The organism is Afipia sp. GW822-FHT04G07, from assembly GCF_058800765.1.
In genome coordinates, this window is record NZ_JBXAMP010000001.1 from 147,694 (window position 1) to 160,440 (window position 12,747).

A 12,747-nucleotide genomic window follows, 5' to 3' on the forward strand; every position below is an offset into this window, starting at 1 on the left:
CCGGGAGCATCCGTCATGACACGCACAACAGTCGGCGTGGCCGCGTTTATCGTTTCGTTTCTGTCGGTCATCACCGGGCTTCCGGCTTCCGCCCTTGAACTCGAACAGGCCCGGGAGCAGTGCCGCAATTCCATCGGCCGGCCCACCTACATGGCGTGCAAGCAGGGCGGCGGCCCCCATGAGGCGTGCATGGCGCGGGCGAAGGCTGCCGCCACGCCGTGCGTGCGCAATGCGATGATGGCTGCCCGCCCGAAGGCGGCGCTGAACGACGCCGCCAAGATATCCGCTCCGAAGGCCGAGGACCTCGCCGCCGGCGCGAAACTCGCGAAAGAGAACACCACGCTGGTCGCTCCGCCGCGCTCGGTGTCCGACATTACGGCCATCCTCGACCAGCAGAAGCCGGACCCCGCCAAGATCGCGGAATTGACCGCAACCGCGGATGCGCCGGTCCCGGCGGGTCTGAAAGGCGGGGCGCTTGCGGACTTCCACTACAAGCGCGCGCAGGCACGAACACTGCTTGGCCGTTCGGAAGCGGCGCTGGCGGACTCCGAACTGGCGGTCAGCAACGGGCAGGGCGGCGACTACAAGACTGAAGGCAGCCGCTATGAGTCGTTCCTGATGCGTCACCTGCGGGATGCGGGGCAGCACAAGCGCGCCAATGCGTTGCTGCTGAAGCAGTCGGCGGCATTCGCCAACCAGTCGAAAGGCAGACTGTTCGTTCTGCAATACATCCAGACCCTGGGTTACATCCGGAACGGCGACACCAACACCGCGGAAAGCTACGCCGCGCGCAACCGCTCGCTGCTGGCCGAGGCACAGCGATGGCCGGTGTTCCCGATCTACGGCATGAACTGGCAGGCCATCGTGGAAGACGGCAACGCGCGCGTTGCCGAGGCCCGGGGGCGGTTTGCTGACGCCGAAGCGGCTTATCGCAAGGCGTCCGTTTTTTATACGAGTTCGCTCGCAACGCTTCCGAAATGGGAAACCCAGCCGCCGGAAGGACAGATCGAACGGTCGGCCGATTGGGCGCTCGCGCTGGAAGGCCGCACCAAGGTCAAGCAGGGACGGGTTGGTGAAGGCGAGGCGGATGTGCGCCGCGCGCTTCTCAGCCGGCTCAGCAAATCGGGAAAATTCCATGCCGATACCGCAGGCATTCTGGGGGTGTTCGTCTACGTCATCCAGGAGCAAGGCCGTTACGCGGAAGCCGAGCAGCTTCAGAGGGAAGTCATCAACATCTACAAAGGACTCGGCTACGCCGACGACTCCGGCCAGCTGGTCAACGCCAATGTCTTCCTCGCGCAGATTTTGAACCTCGAACGCAAGTACGAAGAGGCGACGAAACTCTACGATCAAGTGGACGTCTGGACGGCGAAGTGGGAACCGTCGCGCCGCGAGAACGTGAGCGGCGGTCTCGCCCGTGTCTCCATCATGCTGACGCAGGGCAATTTCGACAACGCGCTTGAAATTGCGCAACGCTCCTACGAGCGCGAAAAAGCGCGCTCCGGCGACAAAAGTTTGAACACGGCGGTGGCGCGCGGCTATTACGCCGTGACGCTGGCGCGCAAGGGCCGCACACCCGAGGCGCTGCAGGCGTTCAAGGAGTCGATCCCGGTTCTGCAGACCGCATCCGGCGGCAGCGATGACGACAGCGGGTCGACGGCGGCGGCGCGCGAAGGCCGCGTTCGTTTCGTCGTCGAAGGTTATCTCCGCACGCTGGCACTCAATCCGGCTGCTGCTCCGGCAAATGTCGCCGAGGAAACTTTCAGCTACGCCGATCTGCTGCGCGGACAATCCGTGCAGCGTGCGTTGCAGGCCTCGTCGGCCCGTGCGTCGACCAGCAACCCTGAACTCGCGAAACTGATGCGCGCATCGCAGGACGGCGAAAAGCAGATCGGTGCGGCTGTCGCCACGCTGAACAACCTCCTGGCCCTGCCGCCGGCGGAACGCGAGGACAAGGCGCTGAAGGCGACACAGGCGCAGATCGCGGCGTTGCAGGCATCGCGCGCGCAGACGCTCAAGGACATCGCGAAGAAGTTTCCGGATTACGGCAATCTGGTCAATCCGCCGCCGCCGAATGCGAGCGACCTGCAAAAGCAACTGACGGGCGACGAGGCGCTGCTGTCGTTCTACTTCGGCCGCTTCGACAGTTTCGTCTGGGTGGTGCGCAAGGACATGCCCGTGCAGTTCGCGCGGATCAAGATGTCGCTCGGCGACCTGAATGCCACCGTGACCAAGCTGCGCGAGGCGCTGGAGCCGAAGGCTGCCATGATCTCGGACATTCCCGCTTTCGATGTGAAGCTGGCGTCGCAGTTGTACGATCAGTTGCTGAAGCCGCTTGAAAGCAGCTGGAAGCCGGCGAAGAGCCTGATCGTCGTGACCAACGGCGCGCTCGGCCTGTTGCCGCTGTCGCTGTTGCCGACCGCGGCGGCCGAGGTGAAGACGGACGACGATCCGCTGTTTGTGAGCTATCGCAATGTTCCGTGGCTGGCGCGGACGCACGCCGTCACGCTGGTGCCGTCGGCCTCCGCATTGCAGACCTTGCGCAAGCTGCCGCCGGGCAAGGCGTCGCGGCAGGATCTGATTGCATTCGGCGATCCGTATTTCAGTAAGGAGCAAGCGGACGACGCGGCCAAGACCGACAAGCTGATCCAGGTCGCCGACGCATCGAACGTCACCCGCGGCGTGCCGTTGAAGCGGCGCAACAGCCCGCAGCTCGAGGGCGTCGACAGCGCGCAGCTCGGACAGTTGCCGCGTCTGCCGGATACGTCCGACGAACTGACGTCCATCGCGCTCGCGTTGCAGGCCGATCCCACCAAGGTGCTCAACCTCGGCAAGGAGGCCAACGAGAGCAAGGTGAAGTCGATGGACCTTTCGGGGTTCAAGATCGTCGCCTTCGCCACCCACGGGCTGGTGCCGGGCGAACTGGACGGCCTGACACAACCGGCGCTGGCGCTGTCAGCGCCCACGCTGTCGGATTCCAGCGGCGACGGGCTGCTGACAATGGAGGAAATCCTGTCGCTGAAGCTCGATGCGGATTGGGTGGTGCTGTCCGCCTGTAACACCGCAGCCGGGGCAGGCGCGGGAGCGGAGGCGGCATCCGGTCTGGGCCGCGCGTTCTTCTATGCCGGGACGCGCGCGCTGCTTGTGACGAACTGGTCGGTGCATTCGCAATCGGCCCGCGAACTGGTGACCGACCTGTTCAAGCGGCAGGCGGACGATCCCAAGCTGACGCGCGGCGAGGCGCTGCGGCAGGCCATGATGGCGCTTGCGGACGGGCCGGGCTACGCCGGCACGGACGGAAAAGCCGAGTTTGCCTATGCGCACCCGCTGTTCTGGGCTCCTTATTCGATCATCGGCGACGGCGGCGGACGTTAAGGAAACTGCTGCAAGCGGCTTTCGGAGAACATTGCCGTGCTGTAGTCTCGCGGCATTGCGGTTAGGGAGATTTCCAGATGCGGCGTTCTCTTTTGCGGGCGTTGATTTTAACCACCGGCATTGTTGTTCTGGCCTCGTCGCCGGTGAAGGCCGGTACGGTCCTCATCTCCGCGGACGAAGCAAAACTGCCGCCGCCGAAAGGCGCGGTGGCGGTTGCCAGCCGCGGAATTACGCGCGGCCCCAAGGTCGCCTATGTCGGCTCCGACGCCGCGCAGTCGCCGATGCGGCTGCAACTCAAGTTCGAATCCTTCGGCGGCGCCAAGATCGACACGGACTCTCTCAAAGTCACCTACATGAAGAACCCGGCCGTCGATCTGACGCCGCGGCTGAAACCCTTCGTGCAGCCGACCGGCATCGATATGCCCGGAGCCGAGTTGCCGCCCGGCGACCATCTCATTCGCGTGGATGTGAAGGACTCCGACGGCCGCGCCGCCAGCACCAGCTTCACGCTCAAGATCACACCCTGAGCCGCATGCCGGCCGATTGCCCCTTCTGCGCACAGCCCGTGGTCCCGCAAGCGCTCGTCTGCAGTTCATGCGCGCGCGACATCGCGGTTCCCGCGTCATTGATTGCGGAGCGCGATGAGCTTCTCCTCAAGCGGGAGGCGGTGCGCGAAGAACTCGCAAGCGCAAAGGCGGAACTTGAAACGCTTCGGCGCCGCCAGCGCATCTCGTTGCGGCGGCGCTGAGATGTCCATGCCGCGCGCAGCCGTCACGTCAAACATTCGGGCATTCTGATGGAGTGCCCTTTTTGCGCGGAAAAAGTCAAAGACGAAGTCCTCGTCTGCAAGCATTGCTCGCGCGATCTGCGGGTGGTGCGCCCGGTGCTGCTCGAAGTCGAAGGGATTGTCGAAGACCTCGAGAAACTGCGGCACGAATTCGACAGCGTCAAAGCGAAACTCTACCGGCGGCGGCATCCGGTCAGGTCCTTTGCGATTCACAGCATCGCCTACATCCTGATCCCGGCGGTCCTGCTGGTGGCGACGCATGTTCTGGTCACGATCGTGTTCAACGTGTCGCCGGTGTTTCTGCGCATCGCGTCGGTGCTGATCCCGTTGCCGTTCGGGGTGGCCATCCACGTCATTCAAAAGGTCGGCGTGCGCGGCGCGGCGATCGTCGGAATCGTGACCGCGCTGCTCAGCGTGTTCTGCATGCTGACCGTCACCGGCCTCAATGACCACGTTCCGATTCTTCCGGGGCCATGGGTCGAGTGGCGCGAGGTCCTCGAATATTCTGCGAGCATCGCGCTCGCCTTCGTGACCGGCAACATTCTCGCTATCCTGATCCTGCAGCTTCTTGCCAGTTCGCTGTCGCAGGGGGACCGGCCGAACGCGGCGGCCTATCGGATCGCGCGGGTGCTGGGCCCCTATGCCGGTGACGACCAGCTTCGGCGTCGCGCGCGGATTATCCAGGATCTGATCAAGACCGCCGGGCCGCTGCTGGGCATTTTGTCGACCGCCGCGGGGTCGATTTACACCGGTCTCAAGGGGATGCTCGGCTCCTAGCAGCCCTCCGTCAGGCCCCGGCGGAGTTCCGCAGCGGGTTATCCCGTGTCATTCCCGCAACGCTGCAATGAATTCGACCCCAAGAGCTCCTTAAAAGGCGCAAAATTGCGCCCAGATCACGGAGTTGGGTGGTTCAGCGATTAGCGAATTCTTGATAGTCGGGTGTCAGCATGGTTGGCTAGGGCCTGATGAGCGGGGATTCGATTGAACCGTGATTCGCACGGTAACTGGAGTGATGGGTCTTTTTTGGTACGGTTTTTGCTCCTATCTACACGTCGTACCGGCGTGTGCCGGGATGGGGCAAGCCCCTAGGACAAGATCGAGCGGCGGACGGAGATTGGAATGAGCAAGGTCGGTACGAGCGATTCGAAGAACACTCTCTATTGCTCGTTCTGCGGGAAGAGCCAGCATGAAGTCCGCAAGCTGATTGCGGGCCCGACCGTATTCATCTGCGATGAGTGCGTCGAACTGTGCATGGACATCATCCGCGAAGAGAACAAGTCCTCGCTCGTGAAGTCGCGCGACGGCATTCCGACGCCGAAGGAAATCTGCAAGGTTCTGGACGACTACGTGATCGGTCAGCAGCACGCCAAGAAGGTGCTCTCGGTCGCGGTTCACAACCACTACAAGCGCCTCAATCACCAGACCAAGCACAACGACGTTGAGCTTGCGAAGTCGAACATCCTGCTGATCGGCCCCACGGGTTCGGGCAAGACGTTGCTGGCGCAGACGCTGGCGCGCATTCTCGACGTGCCGTTCACCATGGCTGACGCGACCACGCTGACCGAAGCCGGTTATGTCGGCGAGGACGTCGAGAACATCATCCTGAAGTTGCTGCAGGCGGCCGACTACAACGTCGAGCGTGCGCAGCGCGGCATCGTCTACATCGACGAAATCGACAAGATTTCGCGCAAGTCCGACAATCCGTCGATCACCCGCGATGTGTCGGGCGAGGGCGTGCAGCAGGCGCTGCTCAAGATCATGGAAGGCACCGTGGCTTCCGTGCCGCCGCAGGGTGGCCGCAAGCATCCGCAGCAGGAGTTCCTGCAGGTGGACACGACCAACATCCTGTTCATCTGCGGTGGTGCGTTCTCCGGCCTCGAAAAGATCATTTCGGGACGTGGCCGCACCACATCGATCGGCTTCGCCGCCCAGGTTCTGGCACCCGAAGATCGCCGCACCGGCGAAATCTTCCGTCACGTCGAGCCTGAGGACTTGCTGAAGTATGGTCTCATTCCGGAGTTCGTCGGCCGTCTGCCGGTTGTGGCGACGCTGGAGGATCTGGACGAGGCTTCGCTGAAGAAGATCCTGACCGATCCGAAGAACGCGCTGGTGAAGCAGTATCAGCGCCTGTTCGAAATGGAGAATGTCGAACTCACCTTCGCGGACGAGGCTCTCGGCGCGGTGGCCCGCAAGGCCATCGAACGCAAGACCGGCGCACGTGGACTGCGTTCGATCCTGGAAAGCATCCTGCTCGAGACTATGTTCGACCTTCCGGGCCTCGAAGGCGTCGAGGAAGTCGTCATTTCCCGCGAAGTCGTCGAGGCAACGGCACGTCCGCTGTACATCTACGCGGACCGGGCCAAGGAAGAGTCCAGCGCCAGCGCCTGATACCGGCGCGGGAACCCTGAGAATTGTCCCGGAAGGGCCGCTGAACCATGTTCGGCGGCCCTTCCGCTTTCGGTCGAGACTTTGGAATAAGCCCAATTCACAGGGGTTTTTCGCACTCTTGACACCCCCATGCGGCATAGCCACCTAATGATGTGCTGCGGGACGAAGATCTTCCAAGATTCGCAGCGACCCGACCCGGGTAGGTGAGAGGCCATCGCGGCCACTGGCTCAAAAGAGCTCTTTCTTCTCCGGTACACCAAGGCACCTTGTGGCGGTTGCGTCAGAACGGCGGACTGCGTGCAAGGGGGCGCAACAAAAGGAATATGGGCATGACTGCCTCAAAGCCTCGTCCAACCATCGTTCACGGCGAAAGCCACTCCTATCCGGTGCTGCCGCTTCGCGACATCGTCGTCTTCCCGCATATGATCGTGCCGCTGTTCGTCGGCCGCGAGAAGTCGATCAAGGCGCTCGAAGAGGTGATGAAGAACGATGCGCTGATCTTCCTCGCGACGCAGAAGAACGCGTCGGACGATGATCCGGCCCCGGACTCCATTTACGAGATCGGTACGCTCGCCAGCGTGCTGCAGCTCCTGAAGTTGCCCGACGGCACCGTCAAGGTGCTGGTCGAAGGTCTGGAGCGCGCCAAGGCCGGCAAGTATTCCGATCGCGCCGACTTCTATGAAGCTGAAGCCGTGGCGCTTGCCGACGTCGATGCCAAGAGTGTCGAGGCGGAAGCCTTGTCGCGTTCGGTCGTCTCCGACTTCGAGAGCTATGTGAAGCTGAACAAGAAGATTTCCGCCGAAGTGGTGGGCGTCGTTCAGCAGATCACGGATTTCGCGAAGCTCGCGGATACCGTGGCGTCGCATCTCGCCGTCAAGATTTCCGACCGCCAGGGCATTCTGGAAACGCTGTCCGTCTCCCAGCGCCTCGAGAAGGTGATGGGCCTGATGGAGAGCGAGATCTCGGTGTTGCAGGTCGAGAAGAAAATCCGCTCGCGCGTCAAGCGCCAGATGGAGAAGACCCAGCGCGAGTACTACCTCAACGAGCAGATGAAGGCGATCCAGAAGGAACTCGGTGACGACGAAGGTCGCGACGAGCTGGCCGATCTGGAAGAGAAGATCGCCAAGACCAAGCTCTCGAAGGAAGCTCGCGAGAAGGCGACGCACGAACTGAAGAAGCTGCGGCAGATGTCTCCGATGTCCGCCGAGGCAACGGTTGTGCGCAACTATCTCGACTGGCTGCTGTCGATTCCATGGGGCAAGAAGTCCAAGGTCAAGAAGGACCTCGTTGCCGCGCAGGAGGTGCTCGATAACGATCACTACGGGCTTGAGAAGGTGAAGGACCGCATCGTCGAGTATCTCGCCGTGCAGTCGCGCGCCAACAAGCTCACCGGTCCGATCCTGTGCCTCGTCGGCCCTCCGGGCGTCGGCAAGACCTCGCTCGGCAAGTCGATCGCGAAGGCGACCGGCCGTGAGTTCGTGCGCGTGTCGCTTGGCGGCGTGCGGGACGAAGCGGAAATCCGCGGTCACCGCCGCACCTATATCGGCTCGATGCCCGGCAAGATCATCCAGTCGATGCGGAAGGCGAAGACCTCGAACCCGCTGTTCCTGCTGGACGAAATCGACAAGATGGGCGCGGACTTCCGCGGCGATCCGTCGTCGGCCTTGCTTGAGGTCCTGGACCCCGAGCAGAACGCGACGTTTGCCGATCACTATCTGGAAGTCGACTACGATCTCTCCAACGTGATGTTCATCACGACCGCGAATACGCTCAATATTCCCGGACCTCTGATGGACCGCATGGAGATCATCCGTATCGCCGGCTACACCGAGAACGAAAAGGTGGAGATTGCCCGTAAGCATCTCCTCCCGAACGCGATCTCCAAGCACGGTCTGAGCTCCAAGGAGTTCTCGATCGACGACGAGGCGCTGTCGTTCCTGATCCGCCGCTACACCCGCGAAGCGGGCGTGCGTAACCTCGAGCGTGAGATTTCAACACTCGCCCGCAAGGCGGTGAAGGAATTGATGATCTCGAAGAAGAAGTCGGTGAAGGTGACCGCGGCCGTGGTCGAGGAATTTCTCGGCGTGCCGAAGTATCGCTACGGCGAGATCGAGAGCGAGGACCAGGTTGGCGTCGTGACAGGTCTGGCCTGGACCGATGTCGGCGGCGAGTTGCTCACCATCGAAAGCGTCATGATGCCCGGCAAGGGCCGCATGACGGTGACGGGCAACCTGCGTGACGTGATGAAGGAGTCGATCTCGGCTGCTGCGTCTTACGTTCGCTCGCGCGCGATCAACTACGGCATCGAGCCGCCGTTGTTCGAGCGTCGCGACATCCACGTTCACGTGCCGGAGGGGGCGACCCCGAAGGACGGTCCGTCGGCGGGCGTTGCGATGACGACGTCCATCGTCTCGGTGCTGACCGGCATTCCGATCCGGCATGATGTCGCCATGACGGGCGAGATCACGCTGCGCGGACGCGTGCTGCCGATCGGCGGTCTGAAGGAGAAGCTGCTTGCGGCCGGACGTGGCGGCATCAAGACGGTCTTCATTCCGGAAGACAACGCCAAGGACCTCACGGAGATTTCCGACGCCATCAAGGGCGGCATGGAAATCATCCCGGTCGCGCGGATGGACGAAGTGCTGGCCAAGGCGCTGGTGCGGATGCCGACGCCGATCGTCTGGGAAGAGGATACCAAGGTGCTGGCGAAGCCTGACGCAGCGGACGAAGCTGCGGGCGGCCTGACCGCGCACTAAGCGGCCTCTTTGAGCGAAATGAAAACGGCGCCTTCGGGCGCCGTTTTTTATGTTCCGTTGACCGCAAATGGCAGCGATGCCGGGTTGCGCGCAAGGTGTCCGCCCGGCTAAAACACGCGGGCATCGCCGAGCGTAAGACGGCGTTGAGGGCGGCTAGCTCAGCTGGTTAGAGCATCTCGTTTACACCGAGAGGGTCGGCGGTTCGAATCCGTCGCCGCCTACCAATCCTTGTCACGGCACTGCCATGTTGCGTGCCTAAGCATTCGCGGTCGCTTTCCCATCTGTTCTGTTGTCGCTATCAGCGCGGAGTGTCGGATGAAGTACTTCCTGTGCCGCTTCATTCCTCCGGGCCCCGATTTTCTCAAGACGATGACGCCGCAGGACAAGTCGCTGATGAAGGCGCATGGCGAGTTCTTGCAGGCGCTGCTGGAAGAGGGCGGCGTGGTCGCGCACGGGCCGGTGGCTGATCCGGCCGGCGGCTGGGGCATGTCGCTGTTCGAGACAGCGGATGACGAGAGCGCCGATGATGTCCGCGCCGTTGTCGCGGAAGACCCGATGATCAAGGCCAATATCGGCGCACGCTACGAGGTGCTGCCGATGCTTCAGTTGCGGATGAGAAGCTAGAGTCCGGGACGGGAGATCAATCAGCCGGCCGGTGGCTTGCCGGTGTTAACCGCCAATTGCGCGGCGAATGCACGCTTGTAGGCGGGCCGCGCTTCGCCGCGGGCGATATAGGCCGACAGGTTCGGATATTCGTCCAGAATGCCCGATGGTTTCAGCCTCTGCAGCACCGACACCATCATCAGGTCGCCCGCGCTGAATGCACCATCGAGCCAGTCGGCGCTGCCAAGACGAACGGAGAGTTGCTTCAACCGTTCGCGGACGCGATCCGCGACCAGAGGCATGCGCTCCTTGCTCCAGGGCTTGGAGCCTTCCAGAATCCTGGCGGTTGCCAGTTCGAGGATCGGCGGCTCCACCGTGTTGATCGCGGCAAACATCCATGTGATCGCGCGCGCCCGCGCGTTGGCATCGTCCGGCAGCAGGCCCGCATGGCGCTCGGCGAGATGGAAGACGATCGACCCTGTCTCGAACAGCGCGAGATCGCCGTCCTCATAGGTCGGGATCTGACCGAAAGGATGAAGCGCCAGATGTGCGGGTTCCTTCATCGCCTGAAACGAAACAAGCCGAACCTCGTAAGGAAGGCCGACTTCTTCAAGCGCCCAGCGAACACGCGTATCACGCGCCAATCCCCTGCCGCCGTCGGGTGACCGTTCAAAGGCGGTAATGGTGATGGTCATCGTCTACGCCCGTTCCTCCCAGATCGCCGCGAGATGCACGATGGTGCGCACCGCCGCTTCCATGTCCTGAACGCTGACCCATTCGAGGCGCGAGTGGAACGCATGTTCGCCCGCGAAGATATTCGGGCAGGGCAGCCCCATGAAGGATAGCCGCGATCCGTCGGTGCCGCCGCGAATGCTGCTGAGGATCGGCTGAAGACCCGCGCGGCCGATGGCTTCCAGCGCGTACTCCACCACCTCGGGATGGCGGTCGAGTACCTCTTTCATGTTGCGGTACTGTTGCTTGATCGCAAGCGTATAGGTCGAGCGCGGGAAATCCTTCATCACGCCACGCACGATGTCTTCGAGCAGCGTCTCCTTGTCCTTCAGGCCCTGTTCGGAAAAATCGCGCACGATCAGCGACAGCGTCGCGCTGTCGAGACCGCCTTCAAGGCCGACCGGATGCAGGAAGCCCTCGCGGCCTTCCGTGGTTTCGGGTGCGAGATCTTTCGGTAGCCGGTCGACGATCCGCGACGCAATCTTGATTGCGTGCTCCATCTTGCCCTTGGCGAAACCGGGATGCGCGCTGACGCCCTGAATCGTGATGGTTACGCCGTCCGCCGAGAATGTCTCGTCTTCGAGGTGGCCCGCGCTTTCGCCGTCGATGGTGTAGCCGAAGTCGGCGCCGAGCTTCTTCAGATCGACCTTGTCCGCGCCGCGGCCGATTTCCTCGTCCGGCGTGAAGAGAATCTTGATCGGGCCGTGCTTGATCTGCGGATTGGCGATCAGGATTTTGACCGCATCCATGATCTCGGCAAGGCCCGCCTTGTTGTCGGCGCCGAGCAGGGTGGTGCCGTCGGTGGTGACGATGTCATTGCCGATCTGTTCGGCCAGCGCCGGATGTTCGGCGGCGCGGATGATCTGCTTCGGATCCGCCGGCAGCACGATGTCGCCGCCGGGATAGTTGCGGACGATCTGCGGCTTTACATCCTTGCCGGTGCAGTCCGGCGAGGTGTCCATGTGCGAGCAGAAGCAGATGACGGGAACGGTCTTGTCCGTCGTCGCCGGCAGCGTGGCGTAGACATAGCCGTGTTCGTCGAGATGGGCGTCCTTGAGCCCGAGATCGCGCAATTCCTGCGCGAGCAGGCGGCCGAGGTCTTTCTGTTTCTCGGTGGACGGGCAGGTGGGAGACGAGGCGTCGGACTGCGTATCGATTCGGACGTAACGCAGGAAGCGTTCGAGAACGGTGTGGGTGAATGCGATAGCCAACAGTTGCTCCGTCGTCCTGAGTGCGGCTTGCGGAATGTAGGGGCGCTGCTCTCAAAAGAAAACGCCATCCCGGCGTCGCGCGAAGCGGGCCGGAATGGCGCTAATTCCAGACGGAATGCCGAAGTTAGACGGCTTCCTTGAGTTCCTTGGCGGCGCGGAAGGCAACCTTCTTGCTCGCCTTGATCTGAATCGCTTCGCCGGTCGCCGGGTTACGGCCCATGCGGGCGGCGCGCTTGCGAACCTGGAGAATGCCGAGGCCGACGATGCGGATACGCTCGCCCTTCTTGAGGTGCTTGGTGATCTTGGTGACCAGATCGCCGAGGATGGCTTCGGCGGTCTTCTTGGACAACTCGTGCTCCTCGGCGAGCGCCGCGGCAAGGTGCTTAAGGGTCACGGTGGCAGGGGTAGCTGCTTTCTTCGCCATATTGATCCTCCTCTAGGGTACGTGGCTCTGCGAAAACTAACGATACATCAGGGCTTATTTGATTCGGGAGCAAACTGACTACGAGTTTTGCCTGTAAACAGTGCCTTATTTGCATCGACAGTGGAAAAGACACTGTCAGATAAGGGGATTCGCAACAACCTTGACTCGGCATGTCGCCCCCTTTAAGTCCCACCTCCTGTGCGGATCGCTTCGATCTACGCGGGAGTAGCTCAGTTGGTTAGAGCGCCGGCCTGTCACGCCGGAGGTCGCGGGTTCGAGCCCCGTCTCTCGCGCCACAAAATCAAGCACTTAGCCCATATTTTCTGGCGTTATTCGGCTCCGCAAGCCCATCCCCGCTGCTCTGCATCCCCGCCAATCGCGATTGTGCGTTTTGGCGCGCGCGCTCTCTCCTGTATGGCTATGGCGCGTCCGACCGGGCGCCAAGAAACCCCATTCCACAGGCAAGGAACG

Annotated in this window: 10 protein-coding genes and 2 tRNA genes; 8 read left to right on the forward strand and 4 right to left on the reverse strand. The window is 62.3% G+C overall.

All coding sequences use genetic code 11. The annotated features are described in order from the left end of the window. Positions 1-15: 15 nt before the first annotated feature. Both AC1RKJ_RS00750 and AC1RKJ_RS00755 read left to right on the forward strand, forming a co-directional pair. Positions 16-3,375 carry a CHAT domain-containing protein gene (locus tag AC1RKJ_RS00750; RefSeq protein WP_492789006.1) on the forward strand — a complete coding sequence of 1,120 codons (3,360 nt, stop codon included), beginning with the start codon at positions 16-18 and terminating at the stop codon, positions 3,373-3,375. 77 nt (positions 3,376-3,452) lie between these two features. After that, a complete protein-coding gene (locus AC1RKJ_RS00755; protein WP_492789007.1) occupies positions 3,453-3,902 on the forward strand; it encodes a hypothetical protein in 450 nt (149 codons plus the stop codon). Between the two features lie 95 nt (positions 3,903-3,997). Here AC1RKJ_RS00755 and AC1RKJ_RS00760 read toward each other — a convergent pair whose 3' ends face one another. Continuing rightward, complete coding sequence (locus AC1RKJ_RS00760; protein ID WP_492789008.1) at positions 3,998-4,159, reverse strand: hypothetical protein; 162 nt, start codon at positions 4,157-4,159, stop codon at positions 3,998-4,000. Positions 4,160-4,171: 12 nt separating this feature from the next. Between AC1RKJ_RS00760 and AC1RKJ_RS00765 the strand changes: the two genes are divergently transcribed. The 5 genes from AC1RKJ_RS00765 (at position 4,172) to AC1RKJ_RS00785 (ending at position 9,930) form a co-directional block, all read left to right on the forward strand. Then, positions 4,172-4,939, forward strand: coding sequence for a hypothetical protein (locus AC1RKJ_RS00765; protein WP_492789009.1), 768 nt, complete (start codon positions 4,172-4,174; stop codon positions 4,937-4,939). Positions 4,940-5,281: 342 nt separating this feature from the next. After that, complete coding sequence (gene clpX, locus AC1RKJ_RS00770) at positions 5,282-6,550, forward strand: ATP-dependent Clp protease ATP-binding subunit ClpX (protein WP_492789010.1); 1,269 nt, start codon at positions 5,282-5,284, stop codon at positions 6,548-6,550. Positions 6,551-6,879: 329 nt separating this feature from the next. Further along, positions 6,880-9,306: an endopeptidase La gene (gene lon, locus AC1RKJ_RS00775; protein ID WP_492789011.1), complete on the forward strand. Its 2,427-nt coding sequence runs from the start codon at positions 6,880-6,882 to the stop codon at positions 9,304-9,306. A 147-nt stretch (positions 9,307-9,453) separates the two neighbouring features. Beyond that, positions 9,454-9,530 (forward strand) — tRNA-Val (locus AC1RKJ_RS00780). Positions 9,531-9,621: 91 nt separating this feature from the next. Continuing rightward, positions 9,622-9,930: a YciI family protein gene (locus tag AC1RKJ_RS00785; RefSeq protein ID WP_492789012.1), complete on the forward strand. Its 309-nt coding sequence runs from the start codon at positions 9,622-9,624 to the stop codon at positions 9,928-9,930. Positions 9,931-9,950: 20 nt separating this feature from the next. On the opposite strand, the gene AC1RKJ_RS00790 is transcribed toward AC1RKJ_RS00785, so the two are convergent. The 3 genes from AC1RKJ_RS00790 to AC1RKJ_RS00800 all read right to left on the reverse strand — a co-directional run bounded on the left by AC1RKJ_RS00790 (position 9,951) and on the right by AC1RKJ_RS00800 (position 12,276). Beyond that, complete coding sequence (locus AC1RKJ_RS00790; RefSeq protein WP_492789013.1) at positions 9,951-10,604, reverse strand: glutathione S-transferase family protein; 654 nt, start codon at positions 10,602-10,604, stop codon at positions 9,951-9,953. A 3-nt stretch (positions 10,605-10,607) separates the two neighbouring features. Next, positions 10,608-11,852: a peptidase T gene (pepT, locus tag AC1RKJ_RS00795; RefSeq protein WP_492789014.1), complete on the reverse strand. Its 1,245-nt coding sequence runs from the start codon at positions 11,850-11,852 to the stop codon at positions 10,608-10,610. A 124-nt stretch (positions 11,853-11,976) separates the two neighbouring features. Continuing rightward, the gene (locus AC1RKJ_RS00800; protein WP_235100422.1) at positions 11,977-12,276 is read right to left on the reverse strand and encodes an HU family DNA-binding protein; all 300 of its coding nucleotides are present in this window, start codon (positions 12,274-12,276) and stop codon (positions 11,977-11,979) included. A gap of 219 nt (positions 12,277-12,495) precedes the next feature. On the opposite strand from AC1RKJ_RS00800, the gene AC1RKJ_RS00805 reads away from it, so the two are divergent. Further along, positions 12,496-12,572, forward strand: a tRNA-Asp gene (locus AC1RKJ_RS00805). Positions 12,573-12,747: the final 175 nt, after the last annotated feature.